This is a genomic window from Coriobacteriia bacterium, from assembly GCA_030652115.1.
Classification (GTDB): Bacteria; Actinomycetota; Coriobacteriia; order Anaerosomatales; family Anaerosomataceae; genus UBA6100.
The window spans coordinates 343,311-362,823 of sequence record JAUSBK010000010.1; the positions used below are offsets into that span (position 1 = coordinate 343,311).

The 19,513-nt window shown below is 67.8% G+C and carries 27 protein-coding genes; 7 read left to right on the forward strand and 20 right to left on the reverse strand.

Annotated elements, in window-relative coordinates:
* Positions 1 to 81 precede the first annotated feature (81 nt).
* Together Q7W51_09615 and Q7W51_09620 are read left to right on the forward strand one after the other, a co-directional pair.
* Positions 82 to 654 carry an RNA polymerase sigma factor gene (locus tag Q7W51_09615; GenBank protein MDO8848628.1) on the forward strand — a complete coding sequence of 191 codons (573 nt, stop codon included), beginning with the start codon at positions 82 to 84 and terminating at the stop codon, positions 652 to 654.
* Entirely contained in the window at positions 632 to 1,621 is a 990-nt protein-coding gene (locus Q7W51_09620; GenBank protein MDO8848629.1) for a hypothetical protein, read from the forward strand. Before Q7W51_09615 ends, Q7W51_09620 begins: the two co-directional genes overlap by 23 nt.
* A 6-nt stretch (positions 1,622 to 1,627) precedes the next feature.
* Here the strand turns inward: Q7W51_09620 and queA are convergent, their stop codons facing one another.
* The 6 genes from queA to Q7W51_09650 form a co-directional block, all read right to left on the reverse strand.
* Positions 1,628 to 2,662, reverse strand: a complete 1,035-nt coding sequence (gene queA / locus Q7W51_09625) for a tRNA preQ1(34) S-adenosylmethionine ribosyltransferase-isomerase QueA (protein MDO8848630.1) — start codon at positions 2,660 to 2,662, stop codon at positions 1,628 to 1,630.
* Positions 2,663 to 2,718: 56 nt separating this feature from the next.
* Positions 2,719 to 3,276, reverse strand: coding sequence for an epoxyqueuosine reductase QueH (locus tag Q7W51_09630; GenBank protein ID MDO8848631.1), 558 nt, complete (start codon positions 3,274 to 3,276; stop codon positions 2,719 to 2,721).
* A gap of 45 nt (positions 3,277 to 3,321) precedes the next feature.
* A complete protein-coding gene (locus Q7W51_09635; protein MDO8848632.1) occupies positions 3,322 to 3,963 on the reverse strand; it encodes a TMEM165/GDT1 family protein in 642 nt (213 codons plus the stop codon).
* A 4-nt stretch (positions 3,964 to 3,967) separates the two neighbouring features.
* Positions 3,968 to 4,795 (reverse strand): hypothetical protein, encoded by an 828-nt coding sequence (locus tag Q7W51_09640; protein MDO8848633.1) that lies wholly within the window; start codon positions 4,793 to 4,795, stop codon positions 3,968 to 3,970.
* A gap of 86 nt (positions 4,796 to 4,881) precedes the next feature.
* Positions 4,882 to 5,730 (reverse strand): bifunctional methylenetetrahydrofolate dehydrogenase/methenyltetrahydrofolate cyclohydrolase FolD, encoded by an 849-nt coding sequence (folD, locus tag Q7W51_09645; GenBank protein ID MDO8848634.1) that lies wholly within the window; start codon positions 5,728 to 5,730, stop codon positions 4,882 to 4,884.
* 75 nt (positions 5,731 to 5,805) lie between these two features.
* Positions 5,806 to 6,378 carry an isochorismatase family protein gene (locus tag Q7W51_09650; GenBank protein MDO8848635.1) on the reverse strand — a complete coding sequence of 191 codons (573 nt, stop codon included), beginning with the start codon at positions 6,376 to 6,378 and terminating at the stop codon, positions 5,806 to 5,808.
* Between the two features lie 142 nt (positions 6,379 to 6,520).
* Here Q7W51_09650 and Q7W51_09655 point away from each other — a divergent pair, with 142 nt between their 5' ends.
* Positions 6,521 to 6,868: a desulfoferrodoxin family protein gene (locus Q7W51_09655; GenBank protein ID MDO8848636.1), complete on the forward strand. Its 348-nt coding sequence runs from the start codon at positions 6,521 to 6,523 to the stop codon at positions 6,866 to 6,868.
* A gap of 93 nt (positions 6,869 to 6,961) precedes the next feature.
* Here the strand turns inward: Q7W51_09655 and Q7W51_09660 are convergent, their stop codons facing one another.
* The 10 genes from Q7W51_09660 to Q7W51_09705 form a co-directional block, all read right to left on the reverse strand.
* The gene (locus Q7W51_09660) at positions 6,962 to 7,087 is read right to left on the reverse strand and encodes a hypothetical protein (protein ID MDO8848637.1); all 126 of its coding nucleotides are present in this window, start codon (positions 7,085 to 7,087) and stop codon (positions 6,962 to 6,964) included.
* Positions 7,088 to 7,091: 4 nt separating this feature from the next.
* Positions 7,092 to 8,288 (reverse strand): M48 family metalloprotease, encoded by a 1,197-nt coding sequence (locus Q7W51_09665; GenBank protein ID MDO8848638.1) that lies wholly within the window; start codon positions 8,286 to 8,288, stop codon positions 7,092 to 7,094.
* A gap of 3 nt (positions 8,289 to 8,291) precedes the next feature.
* On the reverse strand, positions 8,292 to 9,347 hold the full coding sequence (ruvB, locus tag Q7W51_09670) for a Holliday junction branch migration DNA helicase RuvB (GenBank protein ID MDO8848639.1): 1,056 nt from the start codon (positions 9,345 to 9,347) through the stop codon (positions 8,292 to 8,294).
* Positions 9,348 to 9,352: 5 nt separating this feature from the next.
* On the reverse strand, positions 9,353 to 9,964 hold the full coding sequence (locus Q7W51_09675) for a hypothetical protein (protein MDO8848640.1): 612 nt from the start codon (positions 9,962 to 9,964) through the stop codon (positions 9,353 to 9,355).
* Entirely contained in the window at positions 9,961 to 10,542 is a 582-nt protein-coding gene (gene ruvA, locus Q7W51_09680; protein ID MDO8848641.1) for a Holliday junction branch migration protein RuvA, read from the reverse strand. Before ruvA ends, Q7W51_09675 begins: the two co-directional genes overlap by 4 nt.
* Positions 10,539 to 11,030, reverse strand: a complete 492-nt coding sequence (gene ruvC, locus Q7W51_09685) for a crossover junction endodeoxyribonuclease RuvC (protein MDO8848642.1) — start codon at positions 11,028 to 11,030, stop codon at positions 10,539 to 10,541. Before ruvC ends, ruvA begins: the two co-directional genes overlap by 4 nt.
* Before the next feature lie 55 nt (positions 11,031 to 11,085).
* Entirely contained in the window at positions 11,086 to 11,844 is a 759-nt protein-coding gene (locus tag Q7W51_09690; protein ID MDO8848643.1) for a YebC/PmpR family DNA-binding transcriptional regulator, read from the reverse strand.
* A gap of 14 nt (positions 11,845 to 11,858) precedes the next feature.
* Entirely contained in the window at positions 11,859 to 12,446 is a 588-nt protein-coding gene (gene pdxT / locus Q7W51_09695; GenBank protein MDO8848644.1) for a pyridoxal 5'-phosphate synthase glutaminase subunit PdxT, read from the reverse strand.
* A complete protein-coding gene (gene pdxS / locus Q7W51_09700; GenBank protein ID MDO8848645.1) occupies positions 12,440 to 13,333 on the reverse strand; it encodes a pyridoxal 5'-phosphate synthase lyase subunit PdxS in 894 nt (297 codons plus the stop codon). The genes pdxT and pdxS overlap by 7 nt, the downstream gene beginning before the upstream one ends.
* Positions 13,334 to 13,439: 106 nt before the next feature.
* Positions 13,440 to 14,495 (reverse strand): DUF3048 domain-containing protein, encoded by a 1,056-nt coding sequence (locus Q7W51_09705; protein ID MDO8848646.1) that lies wholly within the window; start codon positions 14,493 to 14,495, stop codon positions 13,440 to 13,442.
* A 134-nt stretch (positions 14,496 to 14,629) separates the two neighbouring features.
* On the opposite strand from Q7W51_09705, the gene Q7W51_09710 reads away from it, so the two are divergent.
* Positions 14,630 to 14,884: a hypothetical protein gene (locus Q7W51_09710; protein ID MDO8848647.1), complete on the forward strand. Its 255-nt coding sequence runs from the start codon at positions 14,630 to 14,632 to the stop codon at positions 14,882 to 14,884.
* Here the strand turns inward: Q7W51_09710 and lgt are convergent.
* From lgt to Q7W51_09725, 3 genes are read right to left on the reverse strand one after another with little or no spacing between them, the layout of a single operon-like run.
* Complete coding sequence (lgt, locus tag Q7W51_09715) at positions 14,881 to 15,693, reverse strand: prolipoprotein diacylglyceryl transferase (protein MDO8848648.1); 813 nt, start codon at positions 15,691 to 15,693, stop codon at positions 14,881 to 14,883. The genes Q7W51_09710 and lgt overlap by 4 nt on opposite strands.
* Complete coding sequence (gene htpX, locus Q7W51_09720; GenBank protein MDO8848649.1) at positions 15,690 to 16,580, reverse strand: zinc metalloprotease HtpX; 891 nt, start codon at positions 16,578 to 16,580, stop codon at positions 15,690 to 15,692. The genes lgt and htpX overlap by 4 nt, the downstream gene beginning before the upstream one ends.
* A 4-nt stretch (positions 16,581 to 16,584) precedes the next feature.
* Positions 16,585 to 17,148, reverse strand: coding sequence for a LemA family protein (locus tag Q7W51_09725; GenBank protein ID MDO8848650.1), 564 nt, complete (start codon positions 17,146 to 17,148; stop codon positions 16,585 to 16,587).
* 154 nt (positions 17,149 to 17,302) lie between these two features.
* Here Q7W51_09725 and Q7W51_09730 point away from each other — a divergent pair, with 154 nt between their 5' ends.
* The gene (locus Q7W51_09730) at positions 17,303 to 18,004 is read left to right on the forward strand and encodes a rhomboid family intramembrane serine protease (GenBank protein MDO8848651.1); all 702 of its coding nucleotides are present in this window, start codon (positions 17,303 to 17,305) and stop codon (positions 18,002 to 18,004) included.
* A gap of 1 nt (position 18,005) precedes the next feature.
* Here Q7W51_09730 and Q7W51_09735 read toward each other — a convergent pair whose 3' ends face one another.
* Positions 18,006 to 18,386, reverse strand: a complete 381-nt coding sequence (locus Q7W51_09735) for a hypothetical protein (protein ID MDO8848652.1) — start codon at positions 18,384 to 18,386, stop codon at positions 18,006 to 18,008.
* Positions 18,387 to 18,458: 72 nt separating this feature from the next.
* Here Q7W51_09735 and Q7W51_09740 point away from each other — a divergent pair, with 72 nt between their 5' ends.
* Complete coding sequence (locus Q7W51_09740) at positions 18,459 to 19,166, forward strand: AzlC family ABC transporter permease (GenBank protein ID MDO8848653.1); 708 nt, start codon at positions 18,459 to 18,461, stop codon at positions 19,164 to 19,166.
* Positions 19,163 to 19,489, forward strand: coding sequence for an AzlD domain-containing protein (locus tag Q7W51_09745; protein ID MDO8848654.1), 327 nt, complete (start codon positions 19,163 to 19,165; stop codon positions 19,487 to 19,489). Before Q7W51_09740 ends, Q7W51_09745 begins: the two co-directional genes overlap by 4 nt.
* Positions 19,490 to 19,513: the final 24 nt, after the last annotated feature.

Genomic DNA, 19,513 nt, shown 5'->3' on the forward strand with positions numbered 1-19,513 from the left:
CGCGGATTCTAGCAGGCCGAGGGGTATGCTGGTGCCTGAACGAACCCGATGCAGGTCGGCCGCGTCTTAAAGGAGTGGATGTTGGTCACTCACGAGATGAGCGACCTTGAGCTGGCGCAGGCGGCGGCGCGCGGAGAAGAGGCGGCGTTCTCCTCGATCATCCGCGGGAACGCCGACGCTGTGTACGGTCATGCGCTGCGTTTCTTCGGCGATCCGCATGCCGCGGAGGACGCGACGCAGGAGGTGTTCATCAAGGTGTTCCGCACCATCGGCAGCTACGACGGACGCTCCCGGTTGAGCACGTGGCTCTACCGCGTGACGCACAATGCGTGCCTCGACATGGCGCGCAGCGGCCGCCGCATACCGCAGCCGGTGGATCCCGTGACCTTCGAGCCGATTCCGGCCGCCGACTTCGCCGACGACGTGGTCTTCGCAGGCGCGCTCGAGGCTGCGATGGCGACGCTCGCTCCCGAAGATCGTGACGCACTCGGCGCCGTGACGCTCTTCGGCCTGTCATACCAGGAGGCCGCATCGGCGCTCGATGTCCCCGTCGGCACCGTCAAGTCCCGCGTCTTCCGCGCACGCCGTGCGCTCGCCGCAGTCCTCTTCGCCCCGGAGGGAGGTGTCGAGCATGAACTGTCCGCAGGTATGTGAGGTGCTCTCCGCCGCACGCGACGGAGAACCAGTGGACCCAACGATGCTCACCGAGGCCCGTACGCACAGCGAAAGCTGCCGCGAGTGCGCCGAGTTCGTCACGCTGCTCGGCCGGCTTGACACGGCTCCCGCCCCGCGGGCGTCCGAGGACCTCCTGGCACGCCTCGAGGCGCGGACAGCGGTGGTCGCCGCCGACTTGCGCGAAGCACCTCCCCGCGCAATCGCCGACGAGCCCGGGCACGCCGGTGTGCACACGTCGCGCCCCCGCACATCATGGCTCCCGCGGTTTGCGGCGTTGGCATCGGCTGCTGTGGTGATCGTCGGCGCGCTCACCGTCGCCGGGCTCGTGCTCGTCGGAGGCCAGGCGGCAAACGAGCAGGTCGCCGAGGAATCGCTCCGTTCCGCGGAGCCCGCCCCTGCGGGCAGCGCAGACGACAAGACGGGCGCCGAGAGCGACACCGCCGCGGTCCTCACGCAAGCCGTCGCTCCCGCCTACGTCACATTCGGCACCGAGGTGTGGACGCTCGTCCAGGCCGCGTCACCGGACCCGTCTTCGCTCGTCACCGCAGGCGTCGTGACCAGCACCCTCGACGGGACGGGCGGCGACAACCCCGCCTACTTCACGGCCACCGACACCTCGGCGCTCTACGTGAAGACCACCGACGGCCGCTATCTCGCCTTCGAGCGCGTCATCCGCACCCTTGGCCGCAGCGAGTACGTGCTTGTCAGCGGCACGCAGATAACCGCCTTCGGCACGTGGCCGACGCTACCGGAGCGCTTCGAACCGCCGACAGAGGCGGACGGCTCGCCGACGTTTCGCTACTTCGGATTCGATGACGAGCATCTCGACGTGTACGTCCCGCTCGGCGGCAGGATCCAAGACGCGTTCGCCCTCGCGCCCGGCTCGCCGATCGACGACCCGGCGGCCGGCAATCCGAACTGGACGTGGTGGGAGCGGCTCGAGTGAAGGCCGCTAGAGGATGAGCATCGCGTCGCCGAAGGACAGGAACCGGTAGCGCTCGGTGCGGGCGATGTCGTAGGCATGCATCACGAGGTCCCGGCCGGCGAACGCGCTCACCATCATCAGCAGCGTCGAGCGCGGGATGTGGAAGTTCGTGATGAGTGCGTCGGCCACGCCGAAGCGGAAGCCGGGCAGGATGTAGAGGTCGGTCGAACCTTCGGACGCCTCCACCAGACCCGTCTCCTCGTTGAACGCGCTCTCCACCGCGCGCACGGATGTCGTGCCGACGCAGATCACGCGGCTCCCGCGCGCACGTGCGTCGTTGATCGCATCGGCCGCCGTCGCCGGAACGCGGTAGTGCTCGGTGTGGATCGGGTGCTGCGTGGGATCGTCCTCGGAAACGGGCCTGAACGTATCGAGCCCGACATCGAGCTCCACGGTGGCGATGTGCACGCCCGCTCGCTGCGCCTCGTCAAGGATCTCGGTGGTGAAGTGCAGTCCGGCCGTCGGCGCCGCGACGCTGTGCTCCTCGGCCGCGTAGACGGTCTGATACTCCGAGGGGTCGTGCAGCGGCTCGGTGATGTAGGGCGGAAGCGGAAGTTCGCCGAGCCGATGGACGGCGTCGAGGAAGGTACCCGCGGTCGTGTGGAACTGGATGAGGCGGGCGCCCGACTCTTCGATCACGTCCACCACAAGACCGGTGAGCTCTCCAGCACCGAAGGTGATGCGCGCACCGGGCTTGAGGCGCCTCCCGGGCTTGACCAGGCACTCCCAGCTGTCGCCGTAGGCCCGTCTCAGCAACAGGACCTCCACGACGCCGCCGGTCTCATCCTTCGCGCCGTGGAGCCGGGCCGGGAGCACCCGGGTCTCGTTCACCACAAGCACGTCGCCGGGCTCGAGGTACTCCAGCACGTCGCGGAACGAGCGGTGATCGATCTGCCCGCTCGTGCGTTCGACCACCATGAGACGACACGCGTCGCGCGGTTCGGCCGGATGCTGGGCGATGAGCCCGCTCGGCAGCTCGTACTCGAAATCGTCGGTCTTCACTGGTACACCCCTTCACCTGCCGCGTCTCACGCAGTGTACCCTAGCCCGCATGCGCCCTAGCGCTTCCGGCGCGCTTCCCGACGCTCGGCGCGCTCCGCCTCGGCTTCGGCCATGCTGGGAGCACACCCGCAGTAGTTCTGGCGATACATGCCGAGGGCGCGCGAGCGTCGCGTCGCCTCCGGGTACCGCTCGCGAAAGTCGGTCACGAGAAACGCCACCCCTTCGGCCGCGCACGCCTGCTCGCCCATCGCCCGGATAGCGTCCGGGTCCTGGTAAGGGCTCACGGTCAGCGTCGTTGCTACCGCGTCGCATCCGCAGCGCGCGGCCTCGGCCGCCGCCATGCCGATGCGTAGGGCATAGCACGCATGACAGCGCTCGGGTCGCTTCAGTCCGGCCGTCGCCTCCGCCCAGTCCTCGGGCTCGTACGGCAGCTCGACCACGGTGATGCCCGCCTCGTCGGTGTACGCGAGCAGCGTGTCCCGGCGGCGTGCATACTCCTCGGCGGGGTGGATGTTCGGGTTCGCGTATACCACCGTGACGTCGTGGTCGGCCGCGAGCGCATCGTACGGCTCGAGCAGGCACGGTCCACAGCACGCGTGAAGCAGGACCTTCACCGCGTCACCTCCACGAGCAGTGTACCGCCGTGCCCGTCGCACATGTCAGCCGACGAACGCCGAGGCGAGCGTGACCAGGCCGAACAGCACGAAGATGACGCCTGAGAACCGTGCGATCGTCCGCCGCGGCAGCTTCGCGCCGAGCACGGCGCCGACCACGATGGCCAGCGCGTCGGCCGCCAGAAAGCCGAGTGCCGAACCGAGCCACACGCCAAGGGCGGTCGACATCGTACCGGCCTCCGGCGCGGCGATGCCGTCAGCGACCGCACCGAGCGTTCGGAGGGCAGCGGCCGGATCGGCGGCGATCGAGACCGTCATGAGCTGGGTCTTGTCGCCGAACTCGGCCAGCAGCAGCGCGGCGGCAACCGTGAGGACCGGCCCCAGCGCCAGCTTGCGCGCGCCCTCCTCCTCGGCTTCGTCCCTGTCGGCGCCCCGCCATGTGACAACACCGAAGACCACGAACAGCACGCCCGCCGCGACGGCGATGACCCGCACGGGCAGCAGCGCGCCCACTGCCTGGCCGAGCGCCACGCTCACAGCCTGCAGGATCGCGATCGCGATGGCAGCGCCGAGCACCACCTTGAGCGGGCGGTACTTCACAGCGAACCCGAGGAGAAGGAGCTGGCTCTTGTCGCCTAACTCGGCGAGGCCCACCAGGATGAACGCGATGAGGAAGGCGGCGCCCACGACGCTACGACCAGGTGAAGAAGTCGTCCGACGCAGTGTCCTCCGACGCGGGTTCGTCGCTCGCGGGCTCGTCGGCGGCGGTCTCTTCGGGCGGCGGACTCACGGCGTCGGTGCCGCCCGCTCGCCGCGCGCGGGTGCGCTCGCGGGCGATCGCGACGACCAGGACGACGATCGCCGCGACGAGCAAGCCGATCAGGATCGGGAGCACCGGCGAGGAGCCGCCGGTCGCGGCCCCCGAGCCGGCGCGCTTCCACTCGACAGCGATCTCGTACGAATCGCCGCTGGCTAGCTGCACGCCAGCGAGCGGGTGAAGCATCGCGCCCGCGTCGTTCGTCTGGACCGTGCCGGAAAGCTCGGGCGTCGTCTTCACCTCGGTGGCGCCCGCCTCCAGGATCACCGACGACGTGACCAGCACGTCCTCGCCAGGATTGGTCCACACGACGGAGCTCTTCATCGTGCTGCCTGAGGCCAAAGGCGCGGGAAGCTGGATCTCCAGCTGCGCGGTGTAGGACTGCTCGACCGTGAGCGTGTAGACGTCCATGTCGCCCACCTGCTCGACGGTGGTCGTCCGGACGGGATCGTCGGCCGGCGCGCCACCGAGGACCTCGCCCGCCCACAGAAGCGTCGCGCCCTTGGGAACCGGCACCGTGATGGTGACCGGGAGCGGCGTCTGCGGATTCACGAGCGCGCTGACGATCATGAGCGCCCCGGCCGTGTCTCCGGTCGGCTCGTACTGCAGCTGATACTCACGGACCGCGCCGGCCATGGCTGAGGCGGGCAGCAGCAGCGCAAGCGCGAGTGCAAGTGCGATCGTGCAGCGGATGCGGATCATCGTGCTAACCTCCGGAATCGTTCGGTCGAGGCGCCATTGTAGCGCAGTGCCATCGAGAAGATGTGGAGGACTGGCGGAGCCGCGATTCAGGCGCGCGAGGCCGCCTCGGCAGCGGCGATCGTGTTCACCATGAGCATCGCGCGGGTCATCGGCCCCACCCCGCCGGGGACCGGCGTGATCGCCGAGGCGATCGGCTCGACGCTCGCAAAGTCAACGTCGCCGACCATGCCCTCGTCGGTGCGGTTGATGCCCACATCGATGACCACGGCGCCCGGCTTGACGTATGAAGCGTCGATCATCTTCGGACACCCGATCGCGGCCACCAGCAGGTCGGCCTCGCGGCAGACAGCGGGCAGATCGCGTGTTCGGGAGTGGCAGACGGTGACGGTCGCGTTCGCCTCGAGCAGGAGCAACGCCATGGGCTTGCCGACGATGCTGGATCGCCCGACGACCACTGCACGCATGCCGGAAGGGTCGATGTCGTAGGCACGCAGCATCTCCATCACGCCTGCGGGCGTGCACGCGCGAAAGCCAGCCAGCCCGCGGACCAGCCGACCCAGGCTCTCGGGATGCAATCCATCGACGTCCTTGGCGGGCGCGATACGCGCGAGCACCGCCTCGGCATCCAGGTGTGCGGGAAGCGGCAGTTGCACGAGTATCCCGTGCACGGATTCGTCCGCGTTGAGCGCAGCCACGAGGCCCTCGACCTCGGACTGCGAGGTCGCCTCGGGCAGACGATGGTCGCGACTCTCGATTCCCACCGCAGCGCAGTCGCGCTCCTTCATCCGTACGTACGATGCCGAGGCGGGGTCGTCGCCCACAAGGACCACCCCGAGGCACGGCGTCACGCCGCTGGCCTTAAGCGCCCGCGCACCCTCCGCCGCACGCTCACGCACGGATGCAGCAACCGCCAGCCCATCGATGATCGTCGCCATGCCACAACTCCCAGCCTCGCGTGCCGTCCGAACCCTTGAGTGCGCAGTCAGTGTACCCGAGGCGCAACACCCCGGTCACTCGTTGAGCGGGTGTGCTGTGACCAGCTTGAGCACCTGTCGGAATCCGGGCGTGCCGGCACTCTCGAGCGCCTCGTAGATGACGGACTCGGCCACCGTGACATCAACACCCGCTGATCGCAGGCGCGCGAGTGCGACCTCGTGGTCGGCGCGGCGCCTCGAGCACACGGCGTCCGCGACGACGCTCGCCGCGTACCCCTCGGCAACGAGCGCGAGTGCGGTCTGCGTGATGCAGATGTGCGTCTCCATGCCCGCAAGGACGACGTGCCGGCGACCGAGCGCCTCGAGCCGTGCTGCGAATTCCGGCTCGGCCAGGCAGGAGAACGCAAGCTTGTCGACCGGCTCGTGCGCGCCGAGCGCCTCGCGGATCTCCGGGACCGTGTCCCCCAGCCCGTGCGGGTACTGCCGCGTCACCAGGACCGGAATGCCGAGGATCCCCGCTGCGCGCAACAGAAGCGCCGCGGTCGCCACCACCGGGTCGCGACGCTCCATCACATCGGCGAGCGAGCACTGCATGTCCACGAGCACGAGGACCGCCTCGGCTGCGCTGATGGTCATCGGCGATGTCACGGTGGTAGACCTCCTGTTCCGGCCCGACTGCACGGCCGCCATCCGTTCCCGAAGGCGACACCGCCCCTATTCTACCCAGCCGGAGGCGTCATCAATGGGTATGTTCACAACGATACCTATCCCCAGGACGAGGGAGACCGCCATGTCCGATGCACCGATCTTGGGTCCGCTCAATCTGGTCGACGACCTGGCCTCCGCTGGCGACTTCGAGAAGAAGCACACGCCGCATATCGACGTCGACGAGGTGGATGAGGGCCTGCTCGTGACCATCACGGTCGGGTGGAACGTTCCGCATCCCAACCAGCCGGATCACTACATCACCTGGATCGAACTGCTCGCCGGCGAAGCGCCGATCGCGCACTTCGAGCTCTCCCCGATCGCCACCGCCCCGGTCGTCTCGGTCGTGGTCAACGTCGATCCAGGGACGGTTCTCCGGGCGATCGAGCACTGCAACCTGCACGGTCTGTGGGCAGCCGACATCACGGTGTGACCCTCAGCGCACATCCCGCTGCCCGTCCCCGGACGGCACGAAGGCCCGCGAGAACGCGGGCCTTCGTCGTGCGAGGCGAGGGTGTGCGGAATCCTAGCTGACGCCCTCGTCGTTATCGCGCTCGCGCCGGAGATGCCCCAGCACCGCCACTGTGGTGCCTGCGATCACGATGAGCAATGCGATCGCGGCACCGATGACCACCTGCGGATCGTCGAACATGCGCTCACCCTCTCCCCTGCGACGGGCCTCCCGCGCCGCTCATGGCCATTGCGCCTTCGACGCCCAGCACTTCGGCCAGACGGCGCAGCCGACGAGACTCGGCGCGCTCCACCCGTGTGGTACCGCTCGTAGGCGTGTAGAAAATGCCATCGTACGACGGGTCGCCGTCTGAGATGGTCGTATCGCTCGAAATCGCGCGCTGAAGCGCCGCCAGCATCGGCTGCGGGTCCTTGAGAAACAGCATGCCCTCGGCATCGGCCTTCTCGTATGCCGTGCGGTGGAGCAGCCTGCCCCACAGGGTGACCATCCAGGCAGCGCCCACGACCGCCGCGTACGTGATAGCCGCGACGATCGCCATGAACACGCCGATGCCGATAACGGCGAGACAGCCACCTGCCGAGTCGGCGTCGTCGAGGCCGCTGGACAGGCAGCCGCAGCCGTCTGACAGGCCGCTGCATCCGTCGCCTGCAAGCGCATCCCCGCAGCCGCCGCTCGCACAGCCGCCGTCCGCACAGCCGCCACTCGCACAGCCGCCAGAGGCGATCGCCTTGCCCGACCCGCGGATCGCCTTGAGTGGACCCATGAGCGCTGCAAGCGCGGTCGCGAAGAGGATGTCGCCCGAGACGACGCGCGCGATAAGCGCCGCCGCTACCGCGCGCTGCTCGGCTTCGGGCATCGCGGACAGCAGGCCGCTCGTCACGCCGATGACCGCGCGGGACCGCGCAGTGCCGAGCGCATACGCGTTCACTGCCGGCGTATCGAGCACCACGATCCCCGGCGCCTGCGAAAGCCCGGCTGCGATCGCCATGTCGCCCACTGCACGCTCGAGGGCGGGATGGGTGCCCGGAGCGACCTGAACGCCCTTGAAGCGGTTGCGCACCCAGTCCTCGGCATTGGCCAGCTGCACGCCGGCGCCGATCGCGCCCACAGCAAGCAGGATGCCGAGCGACGCCAAGAGCGTCACGCCGAAGTCCCGCCAGTACCAGCCGCTGGTGAGGGTCTGATCGGAGGCGAATGCGAGCCCGATGAGCGTACCGGGAACCGCCACGAGCGCAGCGGTGAGTAGAAGTGCCGAGCCGGATACGAAGAACATCACGAACGAGGCAAGCTTCGCCCGGTTGCGATCCACCCGCACCCAGAGCGGCTGCGGCCGGAAGCGCAGTGGCCGCGTCGCCCCGTCAGACGGCGAGTCCCCGCCCATGGCCTAGAACAACCCGTCCTGCTGGGGCGCGTCGTCCGGTGCCTTGAGGCCGAGGTGCGCGTATGCGCGGGCGGTCGCCTGACGGCCCTTCGGCGTTCGCGCGAGGAAGCCGAGCTGCAGCAGATACGGCTCGTACACGTCCTCAAGCGTCTCCGGGTCCTCGCTCACGGCGGCCGCAAGCGTGTTCAAGCCCACCGGACGCCCCGCGAACGTGTTCGCGAGCGTGTCGAGAATGGCAAGGTCCATCCTGTCGAGTCCGACGTGGTCCACCTGGAAGAACGCGAGTGCCTCGGCGGCGATGTCCTCGGTGATGCGCCCGTCGTGCCGCACCTGTGCGTAGTCGCGCACGCGCTTCAGCAACCGGTTCGCGAGGCGCGGCGTACCACGCCCGCGTCGGGCGATCTCGGCAGCACCTTCATCATCGATCGACACGCCGAGGATGCTCGCCGAGCGGCGCACGATCGCAGCCAGCTCCTCGACGGTGTAGTACTCGAGCCGGAACGCCATGCCAAAGCGGTCGCGCAGCGGGCCGGTGAGCAGTCCCGTGCGGGTGGTCGCGCCGATGAGCGTGAACTGCGGCAAGTCGAGACGCAGGCTGCGCGCAGCCGGTCCCTTGCCGATGACGATGTCGATACTGAAGTCCTCCATCGCCGGGTAGAGAACCTCCTCGACCGCGCGGTTCAGCCGGTGGATCTCGTCGATGAACAGCACGTCGCGCGGCTCGAGGTTGGTGAGGATCGCGGCGAGATCGCCCGCACGCTCGATGGCAGGCCCGCTCGTCTGTCGCATAGCCACGCCCAGCTCGCTCGCGACCACACCGGCGAGCGTCGTCTTGCCCAGTCCCGGAGGGCCGGAGAGCAGCAGGTGGTCGAGCGACTCGTCCCGCGCACGCGCGGCGTCGATGAGCACGCCGAGATTGTCCTTCACCCGCTCCTGGCCGAGGTACTCATCGAGCTTGCGCGGCCGCAGGTTGCGGTCGATCTCGAGGTCGTCTTCGGTGAACTCGGCGGAGACCAGCCGCTCGCCCTCTTCGGGCGACAGCCCCTCGTTCTCCCACACGGTGCTCACAGCGGCTCACCCCCCGCAACCTCGACGGCTGCCTCGGCGGTCGCCTGCGGGGGCATCGGCTCGGGTACCAGAGCGGCGAGCGAAAGACCGCCCCACGCGCCGAGTGCTGCGGCGGGAGCGAGCAGCAGGATCACGATGCCGGTGATAGCCTGCATGTCCTCGGTCGAGCCGAAGCGCTCGGACAGCGGCACCGCAACAGCCACCTCGGCGAGGACCAGCACCCACAACACCATCGCAATCAGCCACACAGACCGCTTCTGAGCGCGCAGTGCAAACAGACCGAGGGCGAGCAAGACGAGGAGCGGACCGACGACCATCCCCATGAAGAGCCCCGCCGAGACCCCGCTCGGGCGCATCGCCAGCACGAGCAGCACCAGCAGCAACACCTCGCCCGCGGGAGCCCAGGTGGCAAGGAGGATCCGGCTCAGCGGGGGCCGTCCGGCAAACACCCAGATCCCGATCGCTGTCGGCACGACCACGGCCGCGATCAGCATCGGCACCATGAGGCTCTCCGGACGGGCCGCGAGCCCAAGCAGTAGACTGCCGATCACCAGGTGCATGAGCGGGGCGGCAAGCGCGAGCCGCCGCTTCTCCTCCGGCGTCCTCACGCGCCGCCTCCAAGCCGCTTGAGGGCGTGCTTGAGCATCGCCTGAACCTCATCGATCCCCTCGTAGCCCTTGAGCGCGATCGCCACCTCGGCCGAACTGAACCCCATCGACGCAAGCGCATCGGCGGCCTCAACGCCCGCACCGCCCCTCGAGGCTGAGCGCGCCTTGAGCTCGCCCGCACCGATCCTGTCCTTGAGCTCGATGATGATCCGCTGCGCGGTCTTCTTCCCGATGCCCGGAACAGTGGCGATCAGCGTGTCATCCTCGCGCGCCACAGCAGCGGCAAGGTCGGACGGTGAGAGCGAGGAGAGCGCCGAGAGTGCCACTTTCGGTCCCACACCGCTCACCGTGATGAACTTCTCGAAAAGGTCCTGCTCGTCCAGGCTTTCGAACCCGAAGAGCGTGAGCTCGTCCTCTCGGACATGGAGGTGGGTGAAGACGGTGACTTCATCGCCCTCGGCAGGCAGATGAGACAGCGAGCTCGTGGACATGTAGAGACGCAGACCGATGCCTCCGACCTCGATCACGCACGAGGAGGCACTCCGCGCGGTGATCCTGCCCGTAACCTGCGCGATCATCGGCGCCCGCCCCGCAGTGCGGCCGGCGTGCGGCTGTGCGCGTGGCAGATCGCAGCGGCTAGCGCATCGGCCGCGTGGTCCGGCTCGGGATCGTGCGGCAACGCGAGAAGCGATCGGACCATGTACTGCACCTGATGCTTGTCCGCATCACCCGTGCCGACGACCGCCAGCTTGATCTCGCCAGGGCCGTACTCGCCCACGCTGAGCGCCGAGGCGGCCAGCAGGGCAACGCCGCGCGCCTGACCGGTCGAAAACGCCGTCTTGGCGTTGTTGGAGAAGTAGACGCTCTCCACGGCGGCCTCCTGGGGCCGATAGCGTTCGATCACGCCGACGATACCGCAGTGGATCTCGGCGAGACGCTCGGCGTCGGGGCGGCCGGTCTCGGTCGTGATGCAGCCGTAGGCGAGGCACGTGAGGGCGCTCCCCCGCTGCTCGATGACGCCCCATCCGGTGTTCTTGAGACCGGGGTCGATGCCGAGCACGATCAACGTGACCCCCTGCCGACGACTATCGAACGTATGTTCAGTATAGCCCGCCGCGCCACTAGTCTTCCAGCGCCGCGGCGATCTCGTCCGTGAGCTCCATCGAGTGGTACACGGTCTGGATGTCGTCGGACTCCTCCAGCCGGTCCACGAGCCGGAACACCTTCTTCGCATCCTCGACCGTGACCGTCGTCGGGGTGATCGGCTCCATTACGAGCTCGGCGCCTTTGACCGGCGCCCCGGCCGCCTCGAGAGCGTTCTTGACCGCCATCATCTCGGCCGCCGCGGTGTAGACCACGTACGTGTCGTCGGCGACTTCCATGTCCTCACCGCCGGCATCCGCCACGAGCAGGAACATCTCGTCCTCCTCCGGTGCACCGGCGCGCTCGATCGCGATCTCGCCCTTGCGTTCGAACTGGAAGGCGACCGAACCGGTAGCGCCGAGGTTGCCCCCCGCCTTCGTGAACGCCGCGCGCACGTCAGCCGCGGTGCGGTTGCGGTTGTCGGTTAGCGCCTCCACGTAGATCGCCACGCCAGCGGCACCATAGCCCTCGTAGACAACCTCTTCGTAGGCCGCAGAATCCGCTCCGGCCGCAAACGCCTTCTTGATCGCGATGTCGATCTTGTCCTTTGGCAGCGAGTACGACTTCGCCTTGGCGATCGCCGCGGCAAGCGAGGCGTTGTTCTCGGGATTCGGGTCCCCGCCCGTCTTGGCCGCAACGGTGATCACGCGCGTCAGCTTCGAGAACAGGGCCGAGCGCTTCGCGTCGACCGCCGCTTTGCGGTGCTTCGTGGTCGCCCACTTGGAGTGTCCGGACATGTCGGGTGTCCCTTCTAGCGCGCGCCGATGACGCGATCGAGGAAGTACCGGTGGACCCGCGGGTCCCCGGTGAGTTCCGGGTGGAAGGTCGTAGCGAGCAGATCCCCCTCGCGGACGGCCACGGTCCGGCCGTCGTGTTGCGCGAGCACCTCGGCCCGATCGCCGACGTGCTCGATGAGCGGCGCCCGGATGAAGACGCCCCGGAAGGGATGGTCGAGGTGTGCGAAGGCCAGGTCCGCCTCGAACGAGTTCACCTGGCGCCCGTAGGCGTTCCGACGCACCGTCGCGTTCATCAGTCCGAGAGGCTCCTGATCGGAACGCGCGTCTGCGATCTCGGTCGCCATGAGGATCGCGCCGGCACAGGTGCCCCAGACGGCCATGCCCTCGGCGTGTCGGGTCCGGATGGCCTCGTAGAATCCGTACGTCTTCATGAGCTTCGCGATAGCGGTCGATTCGCCGCCCGGGATGATGAGGCCGGCCAGCCCCTCGAGCTGGTCCGGCAGGCGCACGGCGAGGGCCGAGGCGCCCAGCCCCTCCAGGTCGAGTATGTGCTCGCGAAACGCGCCCTGCAGCGCGAGGACGCCGACCCGCACGTCTACCAGCCCCGCTCCTGCATACGCTCGGCGTCGGGAATGTCGGAGATGTTGATGCCCACCATGGCCTCGCCGAGGTTGCGCGAAACGCGGGCGATGATGTCGGGATCGTTGTAGTGCGTCGTGGCCTCGACGATCGCCTTCGCGCGTGTGCTCGGGTCGCCGCTCTTGAAGATGCCGCTGCCCACGAACACACCGTCGCAGCCGAGCTGCATCATCAGCGCCGCATCCGCCGGCGTCGCGATGCCGCCCGCCGAGAAGTTCACGACCGGCAGCGTCTTGTTCTCGTGGACCCATTTCACGAGCTCGTACGGGGCCTGCAAGTCCTTGGCCGCCCCGAAGAGCTGCTCCTCACGCAGGCCGGCGATCCATCCGATCTCGTCCAGCATCGTGCGCATGTGCCGCACCGCTTCGACCACGTTGCCCGTCCCGGGCTCGCCTTTCGTGCGAATCATCGCGGCACCTTCGCCGATCCGGCGAAGCGCCTCGCCGAGGTTGCGCGCACCACACACGAACGGGACCGTGAAGTCCCACTTGTTCACGTGGTACTCCTCGTCGGCGGGCGTCAGCACCTCAGACTCGTCGATGTAGTCCACGCCGAGAGACTGCAGGATCTGCGCCTCCACGAAGTGGCCGATGCGGCACTTGGCCATGACCGGTACCGACACTGCTGCGACGATCTCCTCCACGCGCGTGGGGTCCGCCATTCGGGCGACGCCCCCTGCCGCGCGGATATCGGCGGGCACGCGCTCGAGCGACATGACCGCGACCGCGCCCGCGTCCTCGGCGATCTTCGCCTGCTCGGCGTTGACGACGTCCATGATGACGCCGCCCTTCAGCATCTCCGCGAGGCCGGTCTTGACCCGCTGGGTGCCGGTGATGGGGTTATCGCTCACGAGATCAGATCGCTCCTTGACATAGCGGGGACGCGAATCGACCCCGGGGGTACGTGCGTAGTGATTCTACCCGCGCCTGCCAGCACGAACAACCGCGACGGACGCGCTACTGCATCGAGATGTTGACGTCAGGCCGGATGACCTGCATCCATGTGTTGCCCGGCGAGAGCTTCACCTGCGTCCCGTCTGCCGCCTTGAAGACGGGCGGCGCATCGGCCGTGGCCTCCCAGGTGCAGTCGTAGCGCTGCCCGTTGCGGAACACGGTGGCGAGTCCGCTGCCGGTGAGCACGATCTCATAGGTCGTGCTGCCCGCCACGTCGGTGCTCGCCGTCTTATGCTGCGCCCACATGACAACCACGTTGGTCGCGCGGAGCTGCTCGCCGGTGCCCGCATCGTTGAACGCCTTGCCATTGTTCTCGCGGAGATACGACTTGGTCGCCGCATCGTACGTCCAGGTCACGGTGTTGTAGCTCGAGAACGGGATCGTGAACTGGGTGATCGTGGGCGTGCTCTCGGTGGAAGACGCGCGATCGAAGGTCAGCCCCGTGATGCTCATCGTCGCGGGCATTCCCCGCCTCTCACCTTCGGCGCGAAACGCGGACACGCTCGCAAACAAGTTGTGCGGAGCCGAATGCTTCTTCGAGCGGGTGAACGGCCCTGTAACACCCGCGTCCTCGCTCAGGTTCTCGATCCCGGCGGCGTTCACCGCGGCGTTGACGGCCGGGCTTGCGCCCGAGAAGCCGAACAACGCGTGGTACTGCGGCACGATGTAGGTGTCCGAGAGCCGCGCGGAGCGCACGGGTCCGAGCTCCTCGGGCGCCTGCGAGTGGAACATCGCGTTGAAGCGCGTGATGCCGCCCTCGGTGACGCTCTCGTAGACCACGTCGGCAAGCTGGAGGTTCGTCTGCGGACGCGATTCGACGGAGTTCTCGATCTTCACCGAGACGACGCGCTGCGTGACCGCTTCCGCCGAAGGCGCCTCAAGCCCCGTAAGGGGCCAGCGCGGCGGTTCGACCGGTTTATCGATGGTGCGCTCGGTGTCGGCCTCGGGCCAGGTGCCGACCACTTCCGGGCTTTCCTTCTTGCAGGCGACGAGCCCGCCTGCGGCCAGCGCAAGCGCGAGCACGACGACGAGCACGATCACGATCGTACGACGGGTCATGAACAAGCCTCCTTGGGTTCCCGACAAGGATAGAGAGGCAGGCCGAGGGGGTCAATGCGAACGCGGCATGGTGTGGACATGTCGTCACCCGGCCCCGGGGTGTCTACAATACAAGCGAGACGACGAGGAGCCCCATGGCCTGCTATCTGCTGCACGTGCTCGAACAACAGGACCCGCGCCCGTACGAGGATCCCGCGGTCAAAGACGTCGTCGGCACGCTGCCGCAGTTCTACTGCACGAAGTGTCAGCCGCTCCTGCGCCTTGCGCCAAGTGACGCCATCAAGTGCCTGGGACGCGAGGAGCCGTGCTGGATGGCGGCGGGAGGGCCACCGTGTCCCGAGGCGGAGCCGCCTTCAACCGACGCATGGGACCCGAAGACCCAGTTCTAGGGTGTGTCCCCGGCTTCCGCGCGCCCGAATGCCAGTGCCCGCCAGACCAGCCAGCCTCCCGCGAAGACCAGCGGCAGGGTGAGCAGCTGCCCCATCGTGAGCGACCCGAAGATGAATCCCAACTGGGCGTCCGGCTCGCGGAAGAACTCGATGCCAGTGCGGAACACCGCGTACAGCAGGAGCAGCGTGCCGACGATCAGCCCGTCTCCCCGCTTGCGGCGCGACAGCACCCACAGCACGCAGAAGATGACGAGCCCCTCGAGGACAGCCTCGTAGAGCTGTGAGGGGTGACGAGGCAGGTCGCCGGGTGCACGCGGGAACACCATGCCCCACGGTACGTCGGTGGTCCTTCCCCACAACTCGCCGTTGATGAAGTTCGCGACGCGTCCGAAGAAGATGCCGAGCGGCGCCCCCACGGCGCCAAGGTCGAACATCTGGAGTACCGGGATCCCCTTGCGGCGCGCCACAAGCCACCCCGCGAGCATGATCCCGATCAGACCGCCGTGGAACGACATGCCACCATCCCAAAACGCCAGGATCGAGAGCGGGTCGTCCCAGTAGGCGCCGACGCCATAGAACACGACGTACCCGATCCGGGCGCCCGCCACGAGCCCGATCACCGCAACGAGGACCATATCGAGCAGGTCGTCGTCGGTGAGCGCGACCTTCCAGCGCCTGATGAGTGACCGCGTCACCAGGCCCGCCACGATGAAGCCGGCCACGTACGCCAGCCCGTACCAGCGGATCGCGATCGGCCCGATCTCCAGCATGACCGGGTCGATGTTGGGATACGGGATCGCAGCGATCACATGGCCTCCAGCCGCGCGATGCGGTCCGCCAGTGGCGGGTGCGTGTTGAACAGAGCGTTCATGCCACCGGCGCGCTGAGCCTTGAGCGGGTTGGCTATATACAAAGACTCCGTCGCCTTGTTCGCCGAGCGCAGCTGATTCGGGTCCGCACCGATCTTCCGAAGCGCGCTCGCAAGGCCCGGCGGATAGCGCGTGAGCATCGCTGCGCTCGCGTCTGCCAGGAACTCCCGCCTCCGGCTGATCGCCAGCTGGATGAGCGATGCCGCGAGCGGCGAAAGGATCGCGAGCACAAGGGCGGCGATCATCATGATCGCCCCGAGCTGACCGGCTTCACTGTTCCGCCTGCGCCCACCGCCCCACCAGAAGCTGCGCAGCATCCACTCGGAGATGAGCGTGACCGAGCCGGCCAGCACGGCTGCGAGCGTCTGGAGCAGCGTGTCGTAGTTCTTGATGTGCGAGAGCTCGTGGGCGATCACACCCTCAAGCTCCTGCCGGTTCATCATCTGCACCAGCCCGGTGGTGAGCGCGATCGCCGCATTCTCCGGATTGCGGCCGGTCGCGAACGCGTTTGGGGCCGGATCGTCGATGAGGTACGCCCGCGGCACCGGCAGTCCCGCAGCGATCGCGAGTCCCTCCACGGTGTTCACCACGTACGGCTCGGTCTCGCGGGCCACCGGGCGCGCGTGGCTCAGCGCCAGCACGATCCGGTCCGAGTACCAGTACGAACCCCAGGACATGACGAACGCCACGACGAGCGCGAGCACGAGGCCGAGGTAGCCCCAATCCGTCGCCTGCCCGAACACGAAGCCGATGAGCGCGACGAGGAGCACGAACACCACGATCAGTGCCGTGCTCCTCAGCTTGTTCGACGCTATCTGATCGTACACGAGACTAGAACTGCACCTTCACCGGCTCTTTGGCCTCTTCGCCGATCTCGAAGTAGTCACGCGGCGAATGGCCGAACATGCCCGCCACCACGTTCGACGGGAACGTCTGCTGCGAGGTGTTGTACGTCATCACCGAGTCGTTGTAGAACTGCCGCGCGTAGGCGATCTTGCTCTCGGTACCGGACAGTTCCTCCTGGAGCATCATGAAGTTCTGATTCGCCTTGAGGTCCGGGTAGTTCTCCGCCAGAGCGAAAAGACTCTTCAGCGTCCCGGACAGCATGTTCTCGGCCTCGCCCTGCGCCTTCACGCCCTCGGCGCTCATGGCCGCACTGCGGGCCGCGACCACGCGCTCGAACGTCTCCTTCTCGTGCGCGGCGTAGGCCTTGACCGTCTCCACGAGGTTCGGGATCAAGTCGTAGCGGCGCTTAAGTTGGACGTCGATCTGCGACCACGCGTTGTCCACGCGGTTGCGCAGCGTGACGAGCCGGTTGTAGATGCCGATGACGGCGATGACCAGCACCACGAGCAGCAGCACCAGTCCACCCCCGCACAGCGTGAACCATCCCATCGTGTTCCTCCTCGATCGCGGTACCGAATCATGCGGCGCATGCTCTTTCCGAAGATACCCCAACTGAGCGGTGTCCGCCCACCGCTCGGGGTACACTCCTTCTCACGGTCCGATGCCCTCGGCACGCACACCTCGCGAAGACGGAGCCCTGCCTGTGATACCCATCCGCGACGAGAACCCGACCCACCGGATACCGTGGATAACGCTGCTGTTCATCGCCGCGAACGTCGCGGTGTTCATCTACGAACTCACGCTCGACCCGGTCGCGCTCGACGCGCTGTGGACTCGCTGGGCGTTCGTGCCGGGCCGGTTCGGCGCTGACCCGTTCTCGGTCGAACAGATCCTGACGCTGTTCACTGCGATGTTCATGCACGCCGGCTGGGTGCACGCGATCGGGAACCTCTTGTACCTCTGGATCTTCGGGAACAACATCGAGGACCGGTTTGGACCGGTCGGCTTCGTCGCCTTCTACCTCACCTGCGGGGTTGCCGCCTCGCTCGCCCAGTGGCTCGCTGACCCCGGGTCGATGGTGCCGATGATCGGCGCGAGCGGCGCGGTCGCCGGCGTCCTCGGCGCGTACATCCTGCTGTTCCCGGGCGCCTCGGTCGTGACGCTGATCCCTGTCTTCGTCTTCATCGAGGTCGCCCGCGTGCCGGCGTACCTGGTGATCGGATTCTGGTTCATCCTGCAGCTCGGCAACGGCCTCGTGTCGCTCAGCGCGGATGCTGCGGCAGCGGGCGGCGTGGCGTACTTCGCGCACATCGGAGGATTCGGGGCCGGTCTCGTGCTGGCGCTTCCTGCGGCGCTCGCGGCGCGTTCCCGAAGACGGGCACGCGCATCAGCCAGAACCCGGTGAATCAGTCCAGCTCGGCGAGCATGTCCTCAACGCACTCGATCGAGGCGAGCTGACGGCGGAAGTACTCGCAATACGGCTCGCCCGCGAGCTCGCGACGTGCCCGCAACTGCTGATCGGCCGAATCTTCTTCCTCGGCCTCTTCGTGCGCCCGCCTGCGTATCTCGTGGACGGCGCCTTCGTCGAGCTCCTCGGCATACCGGGCAAGCTCCATCGCGGCAACGAGAAGGTTCGGCACTTGCATCGCAGCGCGAAGCGACGCACCGCAGTGCGGGCACACGAAGACCACTTCGACGGACTCCGGCCCTCGGAAGACGACGGTCGAGATGTCTTCGAGACCCAGTTCCACACGGCCATCGTTGGGACAGATGAGCGTGAACTCCACCGGTCTCGCCTCCTCGCACTCTGTGTCTATGATACCGCCAGAGCGCCCGGATTGCTGTGCTAGTATCGCCGCATGCCGACGACCGAACCCCAGCAACTCGCATGCCCGTCCCACAGCGCGTCGTTCGCGCGGGGGATCAAGCTGGGCCTTCCTATCTTCCTCGGCTACGTGCCGGTGGGTGCGGCATTTGGCGTCGTCGCCCTCAGTCTCGGGTTCACGCCGTTCCAGGCGGTCGTATGCTCGGCGACCGCGCTTGCCGGCGCCGGACAGCTCATCGCACTCCAACTCATCGGCTCCGGCGCCTCGGTGATCGCCGTCGTTCTCACGACCGCCGTGGTCAACCTCCGGTACGTGCTGTTCGGAGCCGCCATGTCACCGCATGTGACGGGCGTCCGGCTTCCGGGACAAGCATTCCTCGCGTTCACCCTCACTGACGAGACGTTCGCCGTGAACATAGACGACCATCGGCGGTCGCTCGCGAACGCCTGGTCGATGGCGGGCGTCGGCACGATCGCCTGGACAGGGTGGGTGCTGGGCACCGCCGTCGGGGCATCTGCCGCCGGCGCCATCGGCGACCCCACGCGCTTCGGCGTACAGTTCGCCATGCCCGCGATGTTCACCGCACTGCTCGTGGCGCAGGCCGAGGACCGGCGCCATGTGCTCGCCAGTCTCGCCGCCGCGGCAATCGCAGTCGCCCTCATGCTGCTTCTTCCGGATCCCTGGTACCTCATCGCCGCGCCCATGATCGCCGCAACGGTCGCCACGGCGGTGACGCGATGAGCGCGGCCGCGCTGTGGGCGGTCATCGCAGGCATGGCGCTCGCGAACTTCGCGATCCGCTTCCCCTCGCTCGCCATCCTCTCCCGCGCCGAACTTCCGGGCTGGCTGAGACGCTGGCTCTCCTTCATCCCTGTGTCGGCGATGGCGACGCTCGTGGTGGGCGGCGTCCTGCGGCCCAACGGCGAATGGCTGCCGCCTCTGACGAGCCCGTACTTGTGGGCATCGCTCATCACCGGCCTCGTCTACTGGCGGTTCAGGAGCTTCCTCGGCGCCACCCTCGCCGGCGTCATCGCGTTTGTGGCGCTGCGCGCTGCCCTCGGGTAGACTCCCTGCGTGAGACCACACTCC

Excerpts from the sequence above, each read along its gene's own strand:
- Q7W51_09620 (MDO8848629.1), top strand. The coding sequence starts at position 632 with ATGAACTGTCCGCAGGTATGTGAGGTGCTCTCCGCCGCACGCGACGGA.
- Q7W51_09640 (MDO8848633.1), bottom strand. The coding sequence starts at position 4,795 with ATGATCCGCATCCGCTGCACGATCGCACTTGCACTCGCGCTTGCGCTG.
- folD (MDO8848634.1), bottom strand. The coding sequence starts at position 5,730 with ATGGCGACGATCATCGATGGGCTGGCGGTTGCTGCATCCGTGCGTGAG.
- Q7W51_09655 (MDO8848636.1), top strand. The coding sequence starts at position 6,521 with ATGTCCGATGCACCGATCTTGGGTCCGCTCAATCTGGTCGACGACCTG.
- Q7W51_09660 (MDO8848637.1), bottom strand. The coding sequence starts at position 7,087 with ATGTTCGACGATCCGCAGGTGGTCATCGGTGCCGCGATCGCATTGCTC.
- Q7W51_09665 (MDO8848638.1), bottom strand. The coding sequence starts at position 8,288 with ATGGGCGGGGACTCGCCGTCTGACGGGGCGACGCGGCCACTGCGCTTC.
- ruvA (MDO8848641.1), bottom strand. The coding sequence starts at position 10,542 with ATGATCGCGCAGGTTACGGGCAGGATCACCGCGCGGAGTGCCTCCTCG.
- Q7W51_09690 (MDO8848643.1), bottom strand. The coding sequence starts at position 11,844 with ATGTCCGGACACTCCAAGTGGGCGACCACGAAGCACCGCAAAGCGGCG.
- Q7W51_09705 (MDO8848646.1), bottom strand. The coding sequence starts at position 14,495 with ATGACCCGTCGTACGATCGTGATCGTGCTCGTCGTCGTGCTCGCGCTT.
- Q7W51_09710 (MDO8848647.1), top strand. The coding sequence starts at position 14,630 with ATGGCCTGCTATCTGCTGCACGTGCTCGAACAACAGGACCCGCGCCCG.
- Q7W51_09725 (MDO8848650.1), bottom strand. The coding sequence starts at position 17,148 with ATGGGATGGTTCACGCTGTGCGGGGGTGGACTGGTGCTGCTGCTCGTG.
- Q7W51_09740 (MDO8848653.1), top strand. The coding sequence starts at position 18,459 with ATGCCGACGACCGAACCCCAGCAACTCGCATGCCCGTCCCACAGCGCG.
- Q7W51_09745 (MDO8848654.1), top strand. The coding sequence starts at position 19,163 with ATGAGCGCGGCCGCGCTGTGGGCGGTCATCGCAGGCATGGCGCTCGCG.